At 39.7% G+C, this 20,246-nt stretch carries 11 protein-coding genes; 1 reads left to right on the forward strand and 10 read right to left on the reverse strand.

The genetic code is table 11. From position 1 onward, the window contains the following. Window positions 1-124: 124 nt before the first annotated feature. From fahA to bcsR, 10 genes are all read right to left on the reverse strand, one after another. A complete protein-coding gene (fahA, locus tag CSC79_RS04585) occupies window positions 125-1,438 on the reverse strand; it encodes a fumarylacetoacetase (RefSeq protein ID WP_058559870.1) in 1,314 nt (437 codons plus the stop codon). Window positions 1,439-1,590: 152 nt separating this feature from the next. Continuing rightward, a complete protein-coding gene (gene hppD, locus CSC79_RS04590) occupies window positions 1,591-2,637 on the reverse strand; it encodes a 4-hydroxyphenylpyruvate dioxygenase (protein WP_099294524.1) in 1,047 nt (348 codons plus the stop codon). Between the two features lie 299 nt (window positions 2,638-2,936). Then, window positions 2,937-5,669 (reverse strand): metallophosphoesterase, encoded by a 2,733-nt coding sequence (locus CSC79_RS04595; RefSeq protein ID WP_099294841.1) that lies wholly within the window; start codon window positions 5,667-5,669, stop codon window positions 2,937-2,939. Window positions 5,670-5,877: 208 nt separating this feature from the next. Beyond that, window positions 5,878-7,371, reverse strand: coding sequence for a peptide MFS transporter (locus tag CSC79_RS04600; protein WP_099294526.1), 1,494 nt, complete (start codon window positions 7,369-7,371; stop codon window positions 5,878-5,880). Between the two features lie 257 nt (window positions 7,372-7,628). Next, window positions 7,629-11,465, reverse strand: coding sequence for a cellulose synthase subunit BcsC-related outer membrane protein (locus CSC79_RS04605; protein ID WP_099294528.1), 3,837 nt, complete (start codon window positions 11,463-11,465; stop codon window positions 7,629-7,631). Continuing rightward, window positions 11,456-12,589 (reverse strand): cellulose synthase complex periplasmic endoglucanase BcsZ, encoded by a 1,134-nt coding sequence (gene bcsZ, locus CSC79_RS04610; RefSeq protein ID WP_099294530.1) that lies wholly within the window; start codon window positions 12,587-12,589, stop codon window positions 11,456-11,458. The genes CSC79_RS04605 and bcsZ overlap by 10 nt, the downstream gene beginning before the upstream one ends. After that, window positions 12,589-14,835, reverse strand: coding sequence for a cellulose biosynthesis cyclic di-GMP-binding regulatory protein BcsB (gene bcsB, locus CSC79_RS04615; RefSeq protein ID WP_099294532.1), 2,247 nt, complete (start codon window positions 14,833-14,835; stop codon window positions 12,589-12,591). Before bcsB ends, bcsZ begins: the two co-directional genes overlap by 1 nt. Beyond that, window positions 14,828-17,494 carry a UDP-forming cellulose synthase catalytic subunit gene (gene bcsA / locus CSC79_RS04620; protein WP_099294534.1) on the reverse strand — a complete coding sequence of 889 codons (2,667 nt, stop codon included), beginning with the start codon at window positions 17,492-17,494 and terminating at the stop codon, window positions 14,828-14,830. Before bcsA ends, bcsB begins: the two co-directional genes overlap by 8 nt. Beyond that, a complete protein-coding gene (gene bcsQ / locus CSC79_RS04625; protein ID WP_099294536.1) occupies window positions 17,487-18,206 on the reverse strand; it encodes a cellulose biosynthesis protein BcsQ in 720 nt (239 codons plus the stop codon). The genes bcsA and bcsQ overlap by 8 nt, the downstream gene beginning before the upstream one ends. Before the next feature lie 14 nt (window positions 18,207-18,220). Continuing rightward, complete coding sequence (gene bcsR / locus CSC79_RS04630; protein WP_099294538.1) at window positions 18,221-18,424, reverse strand: BcsR/BcsP family cellulose biosynthesis protein; 204 nt, start codon at window positions 18,422-18,424, stop codon at window positions 18,221-18,223. 116 nt (window positions 18,425-18,540) lie between these two features. Here bcsR and bcsE point away from each other — a divergent pair, with 116 nt between their 5' ends. After that, complete coding sequence (bcsE, locus tag CSC79_RS04635; protein WP_099294540.1) at window positions 18,541-20,160, forward strand: cellulose biosynthesis protein BcsE; 1,620 nt, start codon at window positions 18,541-18,543, stop codon at window positions 20,158-20,160. The last annotated feature ends 86 nt before the right edge of the window (window positions 20,161-20,246 follow it).

Here is a 20,246-nt window from a genome sequence, read left to right on the forward strand (position 1 = left end):
CACGATAGCAATTTGAGATAAAAAAGCCAGAAAAAAATTGTAATTCTTACTCATTTATATGTAAAAAGCGCCCAGTTGGGCGCTTTAATTTGTTAACTTTTTATTAAAAATATTGGTTAATTAATCACTTAGCTGGCAGGATAGTGCCTTCAACTGAGCCAAAACCAATTCGTGCAAAACCTTCTTTTTCACACCAACCACGCATGATTACATTATCGCCATCTTCTAAGAAGCTACGTTGCTCACCGTTACTCAGGGTAATTTTTTCTTTACCACCGCGCGATAACTCAAGTAATGAACCGGCTTCTTCATGTGTTGGGCCTGATTGTGTACCAGAACCAAGCATATCACCTGGCATAAAGTTACAGCCATTTACAGTGTGGTGAGTAACCATTTGCGCTACTGTCCAGTATGAATGTTTGAAGCTAGATTTAGATACTTGCTCTGGTGTGTGTTTTTCATCACGCATTTTTTGCGTTTCGATTTGTACATCCATCTGAATATCAAATGCGCCTAGTTCACGGTTTTGTGAAGACTCAAGGTAATCCATTGGTTGTGGATCATTCTCATCGCGTGTCCATGATGTTCTGTATGGAGCAAGCGCTTCAGTAGTGACGATCCAAGGCGAAACGGTAGAGGCAAAGTTTTTCGCAAGGAAAGGCCCTAGTGGTTGATATTCCCACGCTTGTAAATCACGTGCAGACCAATCATTGAAAACACAGAAACCAAATACGTGGTTTTCAGCATTTTCGATAGCAATCGCATCGCCAAGTTCATTGCCTTTACCTAGGTAGATACCTAGCTCTAATTCATAATCCAAGCGTTTACACGGACCAAATGATGGCACTTCTGCATCTGGTGCTTTAGTTTGGCCATTAGGACGATGGAAAGTTTGTCCTGATACATCGATTGATGATGAGCGACCATGGTAACCAATTGGTACCCATTTGTAGTTTGGCAGTAATGGGTTATCTGGGCGGAATAAGCTACCCACGGCTGTAGCGTGGTAAATTGACGTATAAAAGTCAGTGTAATCGCCAATACGACACGGTAATGCGAATTCGATATCTGCTTGGGCAATTAACGCTTCAGATAATAAAGCTTGCTCCGATGCACCTTCGCGAAGTGCTTTTGAAAGCGCTAAACGTAGTGCTGACCAATATTGTTGGCCCAAGCCCATAAACTCATTGAGTGTCGGTTGGCTTGCCGCTGCAACAGCAGTTTGCGCATCACCTGAAAAAATAGCTAATTCGTTTACTTTTGCAAGGTCTATAACTTGATCGCCAATAGCAACAGCACCACGGAAAGCTTCGTCAGCGTTCTTACGACGTACTTCTGCAAATGGTAAGTTTTGAATAGGGAAGTCACAGTTTGCAACATTCGCTGAGGCTACCCAGCTAGTTAAATTTATATCATGGGTTTCGTTAATTAAACTCATTACATTTCCTTTGGTTTAGTCAGTCGCGCTTTACAGTGGATATGGTGATGATTAGCGCGATTTAAACAGTGAAAATCAGATTGTGATTTATAAAATAGATTAAACGACAAAAAGCAGCGAGTTCGCTGCTTTTTAATTTTATAGTCTAAAGCTTAAAGAACGCCGCGACGCTCTTGATCACGCTCAATCGATTCAAACAGTGCTTGGAAGTTACCTTCACCAAAACCACCGTCATCCACACGTTGGATCATCTCAATAAAGATTGGACCAAATAAGTTTTTAGAGAAAATCTGTAGTAAGTAACAGTCTTCACTTTGGCTATCTACTAAAATTTGATGCTCACGGATTTTTTCTTTGTCTTCTTTAACCCACGGTACACGGTCAAAAATTGTCTCGTAGTACTCAGGGATAATATCAAGAGTTGCAATCGTTGATTTATCTAGCTTATCAAGTGAGCTTACAAGGTCATCAGTCAAAAATGCTAAATGTTGTACACCTGGGCCATTGTATTCACCTAGGTATTCATCAATTTGGTTATTATCGTTGCCTTTACCTTCATTGATTGGAATTGAGAAGGTGCCACATGGTGATTTAAGTGCATAAGATAATAGTGCTGTTTTCTGGCCTTTAATATCAAAATAACGTACTTCAGTGAAACCAAATACATCTTTATAAAAATTAGCCCATGTTTCCATAGTGCCTTTATAAACGTTATTGGTTAAATGATCGATACGTAGGAAGCCTTTATCAGCAACCACATTTTGCTCAGCTAAATCTTCAAAGTCGTTATCGTAGATAGAGCCGTCTTTACCAAATTGTTCGATGAAGTAAATTAGGCTATCACCGATACCGTAGATTGCTGGGTATGGTAAGTCTTTATGTGTTGAGTCTGTTGCTGGTTTTGCACCACGCGCTACGGCAGTTTCGAATGCATGTTGAGCATTCTCAACGCGCCAGCCCATTGAACAAATTGCAGGGCCATGGCTTTTTGCAAATTCTGCTGAAAAACCACCACGTTCATTATTTAATAAAAAGTGGATATCGTTTTGGTTGTAGTAAACGATGTCTTTACCTTTAAATGTTTTTAACTTAGAAAAACCAAAATCGGTAAATACTTTATCCATGTAGTCAGCATCTGGTGTTGCGTATTCTGTAAACTCGATACCAACTAAACCTAAAGGGTTCTTTTCATCACTCATTTTAATTCTCCCGCAATTAAGCACTGCGTTTAGTGTTGTTTAATGAGTGGGATGATTAACCATAAATGTGATTAGGGGAAGAGGTTGCATTTATTTAGCCCAGAGCCAAATTGTAAATTAAATGGGACGGAATTTTTAATACCTAATAGCTTCCTACTTGCCTAGCTCATGTTATCAGCGTGCGTTTTATGGCGACATGTTCTTTTTATATGTAAGCGTTTAATTTTTAATGCTTTATAAGTGCTGTTAGTTAGGTAAATATGGAAACGTATTCCCTTATTTACCTAACTTAACTGTAATTAATTATTTACACTGGCTCGGTTTTTGTTAAAAAATTGGCTGCGTTGTTGAAGCCACACGTTAGGTTTAATTACAGGTGCACTTTGATAATGACGTTTTACAGCTTCATTTAACTGTCGAGTTGACTGAGTAAATGAAAGCGAGTGTGTTGCTTCGCCAAGGGATGCGATTTCTTTATCAGTCATAGTACGCCCAGCGAACAGCATAGCGTTTAAAAAACCGGCTTCGGTCTCATAATCGTTCTCTGTAAATAATAATGCGGCCTGATTAATTGCCCAGCGGGCGTCAATTTCTCCTTCATCTTTGACGCCAGCAAGTTTGCCGTTAATATATATTTTTAATACGCCATTAGCAGGGGCGGCGTAAAATACAAACGCAATACGATTCCATTCATTGCTGTTTAGCTCACCAAAGTAACCGCTATCAGTGGTTGTTATGCCGATGCCATTACTTGTATTGTAGTAAAGTTCAGCATCAGTGAGGTTTGTTACATCTGTTTGCCATAACGAACGCCAACTTTTGTCGCTGCCCTCAGGCCATAGCACATCCATTACTAATGTATAATCAGAAATGAGATTTTGCTCCTTAAAGTCGCCATTAGCGGGAGTATTGGCTGTTAATGTAAAGCCTTCTGTTGGGCTATGACGTGCAAATGCCATCACACCTGAAGGGCCTTCCTTTAGATCTGAAATGTCCAATTCGGTGGTTGTTTTAAACTGTGTTTTCTCATCACCCCAATTATCAGATTCAGGGTCGTAATAACTTAGTACAGCTGGGCCGGTGTCTGCTAATAATGGCGTTTCAGGATTATCAAAGTTCCAAATGGTAATACTGTCATCGACTTTACATGCGCTGAGTACTTCATCAACGTCAATATACATGCATTGACTGGTACGAAAGCGCGCGTAATTATCAAGTATGGCCCAAGCCTCGGCCAGTAAAGTTGGATCATTTAAGGTCACATTACCAAAAAATAAGTCGCCATTAAAAGCCGGCCCCTTATGTAAAGCTACCGTATACAGTTGAGTGTCTAAGACGCTATCTGGTGCTATGTAAACCCATTCAGGCACAGCTGCTGCCATTACTTTGAGGTCTGAGCCGCTCACCGTCACTTGATATATGGCATTAAAACCGGATGTATTAGAAGGCTGTCTTTCGACTTGAAATACATTATGAAAATCTTCCTGAGTCAGCGTGCCTGGGGTCCAACGATCTTGTACTTGAGTTGGATCGAACAACACGGCGTCTATATTCGAAAATTGATGTTGTGTAGCGAGTCCTGTTATTTGACTGAGCTCTTTAACAGTTGGGAAGTTTTGTGAAAGAGCTATCTCTGTTTGGGCATCTGGGGCATATTTACCCATGATCATATCAACTTCACGCTGAGTGTTGGTATCAATTGTTGAAACTGACGTTGTAGCAACCGTGTTGTAGTCTATATTTTTTACTGTTTTTGTTTGGGCATCAAATGTTAATGTTAAGTCTGTTAACCCTTGCGCGAAAAAGTTGGGTTGTATAACAATGGTCCCGTTATCTAGTTGTTGATAACTCTCGCCACCGTGAGTATGTCCGCCTAAAACTAAATCAATGCCCGGAACATTTTGCGCAACACGTACATCTGACCCTTCGCCTAAATGGCTCACCATAACCATATAGTCTACATCTTGGCGGTATTTATTGACCAGCTCTTGTGCGACGTCCTGCCATAGCCAATTCATTTTAAAGTTTGCGATGAAATCAGGGATAGGATCAGTTTCAAGAGGTTCATCCAGCTCATTCCAAGGCACTGAAGTCATACCAAAAAAACCTACTTTTAAACACCCAACTTGGACAACAGAGAAGTCAACTGCGTCAAACGTTGTATCGGGTGCACCTTCATAGGTGGTGTTACTGGCCAGAACTATTGCGTTTTCGTCACTTGCGTAATCGAGCAGTTGTTCAGGTCCCCATGCATAGTCATGATTACCAACAACTCTGACATCAAAAGCCATCGCTTTAATTGCCTCAACAGTTGCTTGTCCCATTGATGTTTGCTCTGCAACGGTCCCTTTTTCGTAATCATCACCACCATTGGTAAATAAAGTGAAAGGTTGTTCTGCGATGGCAGCATTGTAATAGCCTTTAATGCGACTAAAATATTGTTCTTTAAAACCAAAACGAGCATGCAAATCTGCAACGTGGATGAATCGCAACATTTGCTCGTTTTGATTATCAACACATTGCGGTCCAATTGTTTTTGCAACGAGTGGCAAAGTTCGAGATTGTACGGCAAAAGTCCCAAATGCTGATATTTGTGCACTGATTTGGTTTAAATTAGTCGTTGTGCTCGCCAATGGCTGCCAAGATTCATCTACGAGCTGAACAATAGTATAAGCTTGTTGCTCGGTGGCATCAGGTACCGTAATAGTGACTGTTAGTGGATTAGTAAATATGATGTCGCTGGGTGTAAAAGTATAAAGAGGTGAGACAATATTAAGTGCCTTATTAGCCTCATCTACATCCATTTTACTATAGATAAAGCTGGTATCAGATGATACTGCATTGGCTGGTGCACTAAGCTCTATGAGATCATTATCAAAGCTTTCATAGAGGCCTGATTCAACTGAAATGATTAAGTTCGATTCAGCAACTTCAAAGTTAGTCTCTTTTTTAGAGCTATCTCCGCCGCATCCGCTTACTAACATGAGTAATATGCTTACACTAAGCAACTTACTATTAGAAAAAAAACTCATAATATCCATTTTACCACTAAGTCTAATAATCTCATGATAGCAGTAATAAATGCGTGGTTATAGGTACTTTATATAGAATATATTAACGTGGAAGTAACATAGGCTCAAAAAGGGGAGGGAATAAAATAGGCAAGATATTACTACCTTGCCTATTCGGGAACCAAAGTTGATACGAGGGTATCAATTTATAAAAACTAACGCTTTATTTTCAAACGTTGTTTTCAGTTAGCCCTTGTTTTTCCCAGATTTTAGCTTTGAAGCTCATTAGCACTAATATAATACCTACGCCTATGCTAAAGAGTGCAATTTGTAAGTACAGGTAAGGAATTTCTTCCATGTTGTTCGGATCAAAACCACCAGCTAATAAGCCTGCGATGATATTACCGATAGAATAAGTTAATACGAATACACCCATCATCTGGCCAGAGAAACGCTTCGGTGACAAACGGCTTACTGCGCTTAATGCTACTGGGCTTAAACATAGTTCACCCACAGTGTGTAAGAAGTAGGTAGTAACTAGCCAGTATGGCGCTACTTTTAAACCCTCTGCAGCGTAATGAGCAGCCATAAACATCACTAAAAAGCCAGAAGCCATGATGATTAAGCCAATCGCGCATTTGACGCTGTATGAAGGTGAGATCATTTTTTTAGATAAGTTAATCCATAGCGCCGCAAAAAACGGTGACAGAACAATAATAAAAATAGCGTTTAGTGATTGGAACCACGCGGTTGGGATTTCAAAAGAACCAATTAAACGGTCAGTGTAATCACGTGCAAATAAGTTTAGCGATGAGCCTGCTTGTTCAAAGCCAGACCAAAAACACGCTGAGGCTACACACACTAAAAACAGTGCCCACATACGGCGTTTTTCAGCTTCAGTCAGCTTGCCTTTGAAATAGATAATGCCAAAGTAAGCGAAGAAAATAAGTGTGAATGCGATTGCAACGTAGCCAGCTATAACAACAGGGTCAATGATTAGGTGGCCAGTCATTGCAGCTGCAACGATTGATGCAACAACGATTATAAAAGTAACGATACCAAACCAAGCGCGTGTAATACCTCTTGCACTTAGCGGGTTAGCTGGCTGAGCACTATTACTCGGCAGGTGTTTGGTTGTTAAATGATATTGAATAAGACCAATACCCATACCCACAGCAGCAGCACCAAAAGCCCAGTGCCAGCCTACATTTTCCATGAAGTAACCACACACATAATAACCGATGATTGAGCCTAAGTTGATGCCCATGTAGTAAATTGCATAACCACTGTCACGGCGCTCGTCTTCACTGCTGTATAGCAATCCGACCATAGCACTTATATTTGGCTTTAATAGACCCGTACCTGTGGCAACAAAAACCAGGCCGATGAAAAATGAATATTCATGTGGGATAGCCAATATAATATGGCCGATCATGATTATGATACCGCCATACCATACCGCTTTTTGGCCACCAAACAGACGGTCAGCTAGCCAACCACCGGGTAAACCTAAAAAGTAAACTGCACCTGTGTACAAACCATAAATTGCAGCGGCGGAGGCGACAGTAAAACCTAGTCCTTCTTCTTGCAAACTAGCGGTCATGAAAAGTACTAATAAGGCACGCATGCCGTAATAGCTCATTCGTTCCCACATTTCAGTGAAGAACAGTGTTGAAAGTCCTTTTGGGTGGCCAAAAAAGCCCCCAGTTGAAGGTGAACTCATATTTACTTCCTAACTTATATTATTATTGCGGCCTTATATTTATTGCTTTATTCGTTCGTGCTTTAACGCACTTTTTGAACGGGCGGCCATGAATGTTTTCTAATGCAGCTAAGGTAATGGTTTGCTAACTAAGCGATAACTTAGTGGTAAGAGTCACACCCTTATCCTAGCTACAATTGCGGGTAAGTATACATAGACCTTATGGTCAGGGGAAGTGATTGCGATAGTTAGTACTGGTTGTACCTCACCACCCTGCGTTAATAGCTAGCATAAGGTACAACAGGAGTGCCTGGGAAAACCATTTCAGTGTATACCGGTTTAAAGTAATACCTGAAATAAAGCTGGCCAAAATTGGGTTCATAAAAATCAGCACGATCTAGGTTAAAAAAGCCACCAAAGAACCAATGGGGCGTAAATCGATATTCAAAACTTCCCCCTAAGCTATATGAAATACCGGCACTTTTATCTCCTTCAAAGAAAGGATTAACGCCCGTGATTGATTCTTTTTGCATTGCCTGAGACTGTAAGAGTGGGTCATTGGGAAAGAACTCACTGTCATCATTTGTTGTGGTCGACCAAGAAACACCAGCACGCAATCTATATATAAAATCATTATTTAAGCGATGATCAAAAGTAATTGGAACAGAAGCGCCTAGATAACTTTGTGGGCTATAATACCCGCCATGGCCAAAGGTCTCTTCACTTAAATTGTACTTATATGACCAATGTAAAAGGCTTGCACCTAAGGTTAATTCCATATCTTTTTCTTGAATGTAACGGTTGTATGCACCGCCCATGATGCTGTACTGCTGGTTATCTTTTACATTTTTGCCTTGTAGTAACTGAAAATCAGTAGAGCCCCAAAATCCCCACTCAAGACCTAGGTCGTGCGATACATTTAAGCGTAAACTCGTTGCTCGAACCCCCCCCCAAACTTGGTTAGTGAACACATCTTCTAGTCCGCCATAGGATAAGACTGAGCTTGTAACTGGGCGCTTATTTAATGTCACACTGTAACCAAAGTCGCCAAAACTGTCGCTATAATCGACACCCCAAACAATATCTTCAACTAAAAAACCAATGGGGGTAGTACCAACGTCAAATCGCCATGTGTCATCTTGCCAAGCTAAACCAATATCAATACCTTCTTGCTTGGGCTCAATACTATTTAATGGGCAGCCCAAAATACATAAGGCACCTTGTCCATAACGGCTGCCTGCAAATGTCTCGTCAAAGCGCGTTTCTTGGCTTGAAATTGTCACAGGGTCAAGCTTGATTATTGCTAAACCATCCCATAATGGGAATCCCGCTTCTATAGGAATAGTACCAGCCCCAAGGCTTGATTGATTTTGTGTGCTTGTTTGACTACTAAAATTAATACCTGCGGTAATGTAAGCCTGATTTTGTTCTACCATAGAGGCTAACTCACGTTTAGCATTATTAATATACCACGGGGCCTCGTCGTCTAATCGGTATAGCTTATAATTAAGCGCAGGGTCGTTGCTTGCCTTTATGCTGCTGTGTGGCTCAATGGCCTCTTTGTACCAAGTTTCAGCATAAAAAGGCTGCTTTTTACTTTGTGCAACTTGGGCTGCTTGATAATACATTTCTTGATTATAATCAGATTTAACTAATAAGCTTTTTGCTAAATCAATTGCACTGGCATCATCATTTAAATCTACCAGCGCAGTCATTAAAAGCTGCTGTTGATACAACTGATCTGGTTGAACATTTTCGATTAGTGAGGCAATGATATTATCAGATAATGCGTAGTTACCTTGCTCTCGGCTAATTTGCGCTACCGCCAGTTGAGTGTCAGACGATAAAGTGCTTCCTGTTTGTTGCTGTTGTAAATATAAATCTATGGCTCCTTTCGAACGATTTAGCTCAATGTTTGCTGCAATCATAGCCTCAATAACGACTGGATTATTAGATGAGCTTTTGGCAAGGCTGTTTAACTTATTCAATCGTTGCTGCGGTTCGTTAAACTTATTTATATGAGCAACTTGCAATGATAACCAGCGCACCTGATCATCGGCGGTTGCCTGTTGAGGTAATTGATAATTGGTAAACCAGTGTTTTATTTGCTGCTCGTTACCACTATCTAAAAGCCACTGCCCATAGGTCATATGCCAATATGGACTTAAGGTATTATCGCGCTCTAAGGCAATTTTTAGTTGCCGAGTGGCATATTGTAACTCGTTAATTTGTTGCCACTGAACGGCAAGTTCAGCTTGCATTAGTGGAGTTAAAGGCTGAGCACCTAGCTCTGTGAGGTTGTAAATTATTGTGGCTCTATCCACAGAGTTATTATTTTCAAGTTTATCGAGTTTTGCATTCACAGACAGTTGTTGGGAAAATTGCTCAATATCACTTGTTCGAGCGTTGTTGGGAATATATTGAAGCGTATCTAACGCGCCTTGATAATCATTAAGTGAACTAAGAAATATAGCATGGCTGTATCGTAATTCGGCATCAAGCGGAAATTGCCACAATGTTCTATTATAAAGCGCTTTTGCGTGAGTATTTAAACCTTGTTGTTGGTATACATTCGCTAAATCATAGTACAGCCAGCTTTCCCGAGGGGTTTGTTTAATCGCTACCAAAAGTAACTCAACCGCGTCGTCTAGTTGGCCTTGTTCGACTAACATAGTCGCTCTTTGACGCAACTGCTGGCTTTGTAATACGGTATAATCTTCAATTATAGCTTGTTGTTGAGCCCGTGAAAGTTGGTAATAAAACTGATTAATTCTATCAAAGTTATTATCAACACTTAATATTTCTAACATACCACGCAATGCAGAGTTATTTATTGGGTCATTAGCTAACACTTTATTATAAAACTGCATGGCTTGCTGATAGTTGCCTTGTGCTTTAAATACTTCAGCTCTGTAATAATTAACGGTATCAGAGCTCTCAGCTAAGGTATCTGCTAAATTTAGTTTTAGCTGGGCACGTTTAAATTGCTGTGCAGCTATAGCAAGTTGAGTTTGTTCTATGTATTGCCAAAACTTGGCCGTTTTAGCTAAGTTTCGGTATACAGATACTAAATCAACCTCAAGCGTACTTCGTTGTGCTTCTTTGAAATATTTATACGCTTTTTCATTTCTACCTTGGCGGAGGTTTAGTAAGCCTAAGCTATTTAATACTTCATGATCATCGGGCCTACCTTGGTATGCACGAAGCAATAAGTTTTCAGCTTTCACGTATTGCTTCTTTTCAAGTGCATTTGCACCTCTCACCCAAAGCTTATAAGCCGGATCTGCCTGTTTAATTAATTCGTTTTTTAAATCAGTTTTAAAGTCTGAAAACTGTAATTTACCTTTGCTGCTGTTAGGGTAGTGACTAATGTATTCACGGTAGGCGAGGCTAGTCTCTTTAGTAATTGGCAAATTTCTTAGTGCATCGAGCCAAGCAAACTCTGCTGCAACACTGTATTGATTACTGTGTGCATAGTGAGTATATATCTCAAACGCCTTTTTACTTTGTGGATCACGCTTTAATAGGTGTCTTGCAAAAGCAATATCATACCGGCCTATATTAGGATAGCGCTTACGAAGTGACTGATACCCTTTGAGTGCCTCTTGCCAATTATTTGTATCTACTGCAATCCAGCTAATATGTTCAAATTCATATTCAGAATTAGGATAAACGGGGGAAAACAATACATCATATATTTTTACAGCTTGTTGGTATTGCCCCGCTTTAGCTAATAAACGGGCTTTTTGAACTTGTTGCTTCTCTTTAGTGCTTACTTTAGCAAATACTTTCAACTGTTTAACGCAATGCTGTGAGTTATCCAGCTTACTAAACTGATCTATAACTATTTGCGCTCTAGTTGGGTTGTTTAACGCTAAATATACGCGCGCCTGAGCGCATCTTGCCAGCACGTTATTGGGTGCAATACTCATTAACTTATCTAAGCTGTCAGTCATGAGTAAGGTGTTTTTTTGAATTTCACCTAACTCAATTTGGCTCACAAGCCAATTAATTGATTGCGTATCTAAATCTTTCGCTGATTGGGCAAGCAACGAGCCTGATGTAAAATAAAAGGTACTTAACAGTGAAACACCTATCAATCCTTTTAGCGACATTCAGTGCTCCAATAAGGTGTCAATTTCCCCATTTCATCGATAGCGAATTGCTTGTTTACGGTACTCGTACCAAATAAGTATAAAACACTGTCGTAGTAACGGCTTTTTGTAAACGAAGTATCGATCATCAATTTTTGCTGTAACGCAGTCATTGCCTCGTCTTCATTAAATACAGCGAGCAGGGGCAGTAGTGCTGCATCAAATCCTCGCGGGCCATATTTTTGTACTTTCCCTGTTTTTGCATAAGTATTTAGAGGGGAGCCAGATAATCTAACAACATGGTCTGACATTGGTTTAAATTGTTTTACTAACATTTCTCTGTAAGGAGCATCTTCTGCCATCATACTGGCCCATAAATAAACACGTATAGCGTTATAGCTCCCTAGGTCAGGGGTTGTTTTATCGTAATAAAACCCTTTACTTGGTTGATACATTACCCAATCAGGGCTAACACCTTCTTTACTCGTTTCGAGTATCATTTGAGCGGAGTTATCATGCAGTTTTTGCCAAGGAGAGTGAGGATACAATTGACTTAATTGACGAAGAATAAAAAGAGGGGCATAGCTTGGATTGAGTTTGTATCGATCATTTTTATATTCAAAGCCACTTGGCGCAGGTAACAAAGACAGCCCCAAGTTAGGGATGTATGCGGTTTCTTCACGCATGATCCGTTTGGCCATTACCGCAGCGAGTACACTGTAACGTCTATCTTGCCAAAGTATTCCCGCTTGAGAGAGCGCGTATGCAATCCATAAATCAGAATCCGATGCTGGGTTTGAGTCCAATATCGACTCTTGTCCATCATCATTAATGCCCCATTGCCACGCTGGAAGACGCGTGCTCAAATCACCTTCAGCGAGATTAACCTCTGTCCAATCTAGCACTTTATCAAACGTTACGCGGTCATTTGCTATTAATGCAAAAAATAACGCGTAGGATTGCCCTTCAGATGTGGTGATCGATTGTTTGCTGCCTAGGTCGATTACGCGACCATCCGAGGTGATAAAGTGATTTTTGAAGGTTTCCCATTGTGTCCAAGGTTCACACATTTTTTGCGCGAAGCTTGTTGTTGTGAACAGTAGAAAAGCCAATAATGAATAAATCTTAATGTACGTATTTTTCATTATTCGTCCCCTTCAGATAAACGTTTTTGAGTTAATATACCGAGTAATCGCCAAAGTAAAAATGAGATAAGCAGTAGTATTAAAATAGATAAAAAGGCCAAAACAAATGGATGATCAGAGAAATGAAACCAAATCAAAGTATGGATAGGGATCTGACCAACATAATACAGGTCGTCAGTGTTTATTGTTTTAACTCCTTTGTTACTTATGACCGTTGCACTGCCTTTAATTTGTGCCGTGATGGTGTCGTTAATTAACGAATCACTTAACAGTGTATATGCACTATCTGAAGTCGCGATCATTGATACGACAGAACGATCTGAATTGAACGGCGATTGATACCCCGCAATTATCCCAAGCTTGCCTCTACTATTAATGCTTACATTAATTTTTTCAGGTTCATTATCATGATAGGCACCGTTATATATGGCCTGATTGACGATACGCTGATTGTTTTTTAATAGCACGCTGATAGCTGTGTCTTTTGGTAGTTCAGAATTTAGTGCATCGGGTTTACCGATAATAACAATATCGTTCTGTGATAAATCTAGATCACTAGTCGGAAATGCGATGCTTAAGCGGTGTGTTGGGTAGCCTGTAATTTGGCCTAAGTGGCCAGTAAAATTAAGGAGTAATTCAACAGCTTGCGCTGAACTATTTGGTTCAATAATGAGGGTTGTTTGGTGTAAATCAGCGTACTTTGTAAATGGAAAACCACTGTTTGCAAACACGTTTAGATTGGGTAAGGCAATGTAATGGTGAAAGTCACTCACGTCTATAGTTGAGCTTCCATCGATAACGCCGTACTCACCACCGGCAGGCACGGCGCTACATTTCCCTGCTTTTACAACACCAAATTTAAAGTCGTATGTTAGCTGGTTTTTCTTACTAAGATCTAATCCCGTTAGCTCAAAATCACGTTGCGTATGGGCCATATTGTTATTGTTCAGCAGCGGCATAAAGCTGTTTGATTCGACAATTTGCGAGCTGTCGGTTGCCAATACAAAACCGTTAATGAACTTTCCGTTGATAAGCATATTTAATCGTGAAAGTAATGCTTCATCGGCAGGTGCATTACGGTAATGTAAGTCAATAGGAATACCTTCTTTACGCCAGGTAAATAAATCTGGTGCAAAACGAACATCTAAATTTACAGGCCGTCCTTGAACGCCTTGAGATTGCAACTGATTGGGGTATTCGACAAACTCCTCAAAGGCAACCGGTCTATCTGAGCGAACCCAACTAGGTGCGTCGTAAGCTTTTCTCAAAGGTAATTGATTGATCGCATTAACGCTTGCAGTCCGGCCGGTCATAACTTTATGGCCGAATGCTAAACCAAGCGCGGCTTCTTTTAACTGATTAGTATCCTTGCCTAGAATAAGTAACACTTTTGCGTATCGATTAATTGGGCTTGAAATAATCTCAATGGTTGGTTTAGTGACATCTGGGTAATCAAGTAAGAAATCTGGTTTATTGTCATTTGTAGCAAATACAACGCTATGCTGAGTCGGTGTTTTATTAAATGAGACCGGAAAACTTGCTTTGCGCCAATCAGCTTTCGCTCCAAACCAGCTTGATAAAGTTGCCGCAGCTTCAAGCGTGTTTTTATCTGTTTTAGATGTAAAAATAAACGGCAGCGTGAGTTGAGTGTAATCTCGTTCATCAAAAAATGGCGCTGGTAGGTATTCCAGTAAGCTTTCAAGTGCAAGCGCTTGTTGGTCAAGCATGATAGCGCTATTTTGACTAAGTTCAGTCCAAATTGTTTTACTAAAATCGTCTTGGCAAATTAAATCGTAGTAGCCAACCAGCTCAAAGCGTACTTGGTTAAAGTCTTTGATGAACTTTGGGTTTAACTCAAGGCTGTGCGTTGCCAGTGACTCTATTTTTTTGTTGTGGTCATTAATGGGCATAACCGTGATTAGGTTGTCATTAAAGTATATTTTTAGATGCGATACTCTGCTAATTAATGCAGGGGAATGGCTATAAGAAAAGTTAAGCGTTAGCTTTTTACCAATTTTGTCTAATCGGTTAGTAAAATCAACAGTTGTTGCGTTGTTTATACCATCGAGTTTGTATTTGTTAACCCCTAAACGCTTAAAGCTCAGCGTCAAACTTTGCGTTGGTGCTTGTTCTGGGTACCCGGCATCAAAAATACTTTTATCTGCAAGTGGCTCTGATGCGGCTGCAAATAAAGAGCTGCACAACACTAAAATTACAAAGGCAGGTTTAAATATATATTTAGTCATATTGGTTATAATACTTTATTGGTTTTTTCGGTAATAACGACACTACAAAGTTAATTATGTTTGCCATCAAAATTATAAATGGCTTAAATTGACTTGGCGCATGATAAATCAAATTGGTAAATCCTCTCAAGCTGGTAATAAAAACATGTTTAAAGCTGTAAGAAGGTCTATCGTGTTTAAAGTTTTCTTGCCAATCTATCCAAGCATCCGCTCTTGAGAAGGTACATTGGATAAATGCTTTTTGTTTAGCTAAATCAAGATCGCGTAATGTTAAGCCAATTTGTGTTTTACGGGTGTTGCAAATATAAGTCGGAAATGAAAATTGCTTTTTGCCCCGGCTCATTAACAACTCAACTTTATCATTTTCACGACAAGGGTGGTCACTAATGGTTTCGATACCAACACCACTGTCAGAGTAATCTGTAATTTTAACCTTAATCGTACGGCCGTTTTCTAACCGAATAGCAGCTGGGAAGTTTGCTTTAATTCGATGCGAGCTACGCACTTGTTTTGCTTCTGCTGCAACGGCAACCGCGGCGCCTAAAATAATGATGTTGTAGCTAACCCACAGCATACTGATCAGTAAAACACCTATTTGTGAGACATCACCAAAAATCAATCGAAAAATGGCGTAACACATACCCAGTACGTTTATTAATAATAACACGATATAGGGCTTTGATATTAGCCAGTCGTAACGAGCGGTGTCGTTCAAGCCACCTTTCTCTGTAACATTAAATTTTCCTTTGTTGGGGTTAATAAGCGCTACAGTGGTCGGTTTTAATATGTACCATGCTAATACAGATTCATAAACTTCTCCCCAAAACGAATATCGGAATTTACCCTGGACTCTGGAGTTGGTTATTTTGACCTGCATTAAGGTGGGCACTATATATAAAAAAATAGCTATAAAAGGTGCGTATATAATGTAGGCATTGAAGTAAATTAATGCCAGCGGGGCTGTTAAAAAGACAATACGAGGAATGCCCGATAAAAAGTGCAACATTGCATTTATATAACATAGTCGTTGTACTAAGCTGAGCCCTTTGCCAAGTAATGGGTTATCAAGCCTAAAAATTTGCGCCATACCGCGGGCCCATCTTATTCGTTGGCCTACATGCGCTGACAAACTGTCAGTTGCAAGTCCTGCAGCTTGTGGAATATTAATATAGGCCGTTTTGTAACCTTCACGCTGCATGCGCAATGCTGTATGGGCATCTTCGGTGACCGTCTCCACGGCAAAACCACCAATATCGTCAAGCGCTTTACGCTTTAAAACGGCACACGAGCCACAAAAGAAGGTCGCATCCCACATGTCATTGCCGTCTTGAATTAATCCATAGAACAACATATTTTCGTTCGGAATCTTGCGGTGGTTATCAAGGTTTCTTTCAAATGGGTCTGCTGAGAAAAAGTGATGAGGTGTTTGTACTAAACACACTTTTTCATCATTCATAAACTGTCCCATGGTCATTTGTAAAAATGAACGAGCTGGAATATGGTCGCAATCAAAGATGGCAATATACTCGCCATCAGTGTATTTCATTGCGTGGTTCATGTTACCCGCTTTTGCGTGACTATTATCAGGCCTGTCTAAATAGCCAACGCCTATCTCTTTAGCTAACTGTGCAAATTCAGCGCGTTTACCATCATCTAAAATATAGATATTTAACTTATCTGCTGGCCAATCAATGCTTTGTGCTGCAATAGCGGTGGGTTTAACCACGCTTAATGGTTCGTTGTATGTCGGGATATAGATATCAACAGTTGGCCACTTAGACGTGTCACTATCCATCGGGATTGGCTTACGCTGCAATGGATTGATTGTCTGAAAGAAACCTAAAATTAGCACGAGCCAAGCGTACGTTTCAGCGAGTAGCAGGCCCAAACCTAAAGCCAGTGCAACAGGGTCCCCCCAATTGAGTGTATCAGTATAGCGCCACCATAAATAACGTGTTGAGGTTGTGACAGCAAGCGTGATCATTGTAATTGTGGCAATTTGCCCTTTAACACGTCTTAAGGAGTAGGCAACAATTAATATTAGGCTAATGTAGATTGCTTGTGCTTCAAGGCTAAATGGTACAGTAACAAATACAAAGACTGTAAAAGCAATGACAAAATACAAGGTAATTTTAAGTAATTTACTATTCCAAATAGTTGCTTTTTTTACACGTTGATACGATTCGCTTTGAGTTCCTACTCTAAGCTGTAGCCATATTTTTTTGAATCGCCGAGTAAGCTTTCTGTCAGTAAAGCGTACTAACCTAACTGCTTTGCTAATGAGTTTGGTGCTGGTTTTTATCACAGCTTCACTAGGTTGGCGTTTAGTCGATACTTTAAATGTTGCTAAATAAACGCTTTGTAATAACACTCTAACTATATTTGCCGGTGTCGAAACTGGCTCGGATACGTGAGGGTATAAGTATTTTAACTTTGTTTTTATGCGTTTTTTCTTATTGTTATCCAACTTAATGAATAATGAAATAAACAATAAAGCAAAAGGCATTAATACAGCACCAATCACACTTACTTTGTGGTGATTAAAATAGCTATGAAATTTAAATAAAATAAACCGAACTAATTTTTTTGTAAAAAATAGGCTTAGAGTTAATGAGAATAATCGTTCAGCCACATTTGTTTTGTTACTGTGATTAATCATTATCTGTTGCTCGAGTAACTAGCCAACTAGCAAGCGTTTCAAAATCATCGTAGGCAACACTATAAGGGGCGCAATTGACAGCTACATTTCTAAATGCAGTAGACTCTTTAATAACCTCATCTTTATTAATATGTACAGGTGCTAGCAAGGGGGTTTCAGATTGCCATATTTGAAGCAAGTCAGATTCGAGCTCACTGGCGGAGTTGTAGTTATTTACTAAAAAATAATGTTGCCACTTTTTTGCTGATTGGTTTAATTGGAGCAAGCGTCTGTAAATAAGGCTATGGGACACTGCATCACAATTAATTACTTCTAAAACAATGTCATGAGATGACAAGTCATAATCTTGTATATCTTGGTGTGCAGGGCAGTCAAACAAAAGCCAAGCGTTGTCATTTACTTGCAGTTGTTGTGCTGATTCAATCGTTTTTTGGGTACGTTGTGTGTTGGCAGATAATGTACCAAAAGGTAAAAAAATCACACCGTCATCATCAATGTGAAACTCATCCAGTGCACTTTCAAACGACAGGTAATTACTCCAGCCAGAAGCATGCTCCCACGGTAAACCAAAATGCAGGCCCAAGTCACTTTTAGGGTCGAGGTCAATAGCGATGACATCTTCGTCTGATTTTCTTAGCGCGCAGGCAAGATTAGCCACAATCGAGGTTGCACCTGTACCGCCTTTAATTCCTTTGAGAAACACTTTTTTCATAATTTGATAAACGGTTATTTTGTATTTATTGCAATATCAAACATGTCGCAAGAACGTGATACATCGCTTAATAAAGGATATTTTTCAATTATTTGGTTATTCTTTTGCACATCAACAATTTCAATATAGGATGAAGTCTTACCACCAAATCGGTTTAATAAATTATCAATATCGTACTGGGTGAGGATATTTGATTTTTTTACTGCAAACTCATTCATTAAGACTATCTCTTGTAAATAAAACGCTATTAATTATGTTTCAATGTGGACTTAGTTAACATTATATATAGAATGTTGGACAAAACTAGCTAAAAGTATTAATTATAGGATATGACGTGCCTAATTTCGATATAGAGGGGTTGCCGAGCTCATTTACTGAGCTCAAAGCCAATGCAACATATATATTTATATCTCCTCTAGATAATCAAGTTATAGAGTTTGCCTTGCAGGCTATCTCGAGCACTTCGTCAGCACACCTGTTTATCTTATCATCTCAAATCGAACTGTTTTACGAATCGGCCCACGGCGCTAATTTAAACGCTCTTCATGAAAGAGGCAAAGTACATTCTTTTTCATTTGATTACGCTGTAGCACAAAAAAAGCAGCTTAGTTTTACTAACAACCTACTGAATGAACTGAAAGTGTATGATGAGCTTGCGGGCTCCACGGTTGTGCTTCATATTCATACCGACTTATTTACGCGACACTCTCAAGCGCAGTTAACTGAACGACTGAAGCAATACGATAAGTTTGCGAAAAAAAACCAACTGACATTCATCTTTATTGTTACAGGAATTGAAGTTGCGCAAGTACGCAGAGATGTGCAAGTGCTCAACAAATATTTTGATGGCATTGTTTATATTTCAAATGAATCTGCTGTACGCAATATTGAGTATGACTATTGGAGTTACAGTGAAGGTGTTAAGGCGGGTGAGTCTGTTCAGCTAGAGGTCTTTGGCGATCGATTAAAAGCGGTCACAAAAAGTGAATTGAGTGAGCAAAATCCGCATCAAAGTTTTGACGAAGATGATGTGTGGTTAGTTAAGACAGCAGTACCAGAAGGCACCAAATTACCTGTGTTTTATAAAACAGTCGCCGATAACGAAGCGCTGTTTAAGCATGGTAAAAAAGTTAAAGCGGCCACATTGGTATTTGCTGTGACGCGCTACACAGATTTAGCAACCTTAGCAAGCCAGTGCTTTTCGTTAAGGAACCACTGTGGTAAGAAGTTAAAATTAGTGGTGCAGAACGTAGATGGTATTATCCGCCACCAAGACGAATGTTTGTTTTTGACTTTGGGTGTTAACCTTATTTTATACAGTTTCTCAGAACCATCTCGTTTGCTTTCTCAGATTCAGTCAATACAGGGGTTTCAGTTTTCAAGGCCTTTGCCTAGCAACATTGAAGAGGTTTTGAAATATTCAGAAAGCTCGCTCTCAAAAGGGTTTTTACCGCTAAAAGAGTTTGCAAAACAGGTATTGAATTACAGTGATTCTGCTGCGAATATGGGCGTAAGTGGCGTGTTAGTAGTATTACGGTTATTGCCCCGTATAGAGGCGATACACCCTTTACAGCTGTTCCATGTTAAGCGCGAGGGGGATGTGTTTAGCACTGTCGATGACCAAGTATACTTATACCTGCATGCATGTCGTGAACATGATGTTGAAAATGCAATTAAACATCTATTTAGGTTAAAAGTGGCTGATTTCTTCGATTCAAAAATTGTAATCGCCGACCACTTCTTTATTCAGCAAGAATGTAGGCGTTTAAAAAATAAGTACGATGCTGTCGAAGTGCCTGATTATACAATGCAATTACAAGATAATACCCGTCATATATTTGATAAACGACCTGCCGATAATACAAAAGCCAAGGTAGATTCACCTGAATTTAGAAAAGTAACTAGGCCTTTTGCAACGCGTTGCTTAATGAGTTTGAAGGAATCGATGAAATGAACCTAAATCAGTTTTTTATTACTTTTGTTGTTGCGTTAATCTTTGGGGTCGTTTTGAGTAATATCGCAAAAACACTTTTTGTTCAT

This window comes from Pseudoalteromonas sp. 3D05 (genome assembly GCF_002723455.1).
GTDB lineage: Bacteria > Pseudomonadota > Gammaproteobacteria > Enterobacterales > Alteromonadaceae > Pseudoalteromonas.

What these genes read in the sequence shown, in the direction of transcription:
- CSC79_RS04605 (WP_099294528.1), bottom strand. Translation starts at nt 11,465, where the DNA reads ATGTCGCTAAAAGGATTGATAGGTGTTTCACTGTTAAGTACCTTTTAT.
- hppD (WP_099294524.1), bottom strand. Translation starts at nt 2,637, where the DNA reads ATGAGTGATGAAAAGAACCCTTTAGGTTTAGTTGGTATCGAGTTTACA.
- fahA (WP_058559870.1), bottom strand. Translation starts at nt 1,438, where the DNA reads ATGAGTTTAATTAACGAAACCCATGATATAAATTTAACTAGCTGGGTA.
- CSC79_RS04595 (WP_099294841.1), bottom strand. Translation starts at nt 5,669, where the DNA reads ATGAGTTTTTTTTCTAATAGTAAGTTGCTTAGTGTAAGCATATTACTC.
- bcsR (WP_099294538.1), bottom strand. Translation starts at nt 18,424, where the DNA reads ATGAATGAGTTTGCAGTAAAAAAATCAAATATCCTCACCCAGTACGAT.
- bcsA (WP_099294534.1), bottom strand. Translation starts at nt 17,494, where the DNA reads ATGATTAATCACAGTAACAAAACAAATGTGGCTGAACGATTATTCTCA.
- bcsZ (WP_099294530.1), bottom strand. Translation starts at nt 12,589, where the DNA reads ATGAAAAATACGTACATTAAGATTTATTCATTATTGGCTTTTCTACTG.
- bcsQ (WP_099294536.1), bottom strand. Translation starts at nt 18,206, where the DNA reads ATGAAAAAAGTGTTTCTCAAAGGAATTAAAGGCGGTACAGGTGCAACC.
- bcsB (WP_099294532.1), bottom strand. Translation starts at nt 14,835, where the DNA reads ATGACTAAATATATATTTAAACCTGCCTTTGTAATTTTAGTGTTGTGC.
- CSC79_RS04600 (WP_099294526.1), bottom strand. Translation starts at nt 7,371, where the DNA reads ATGAGTTCACCTTCAACTGGGGGCTTTTTTGGCCACCCAAAAGGACTT.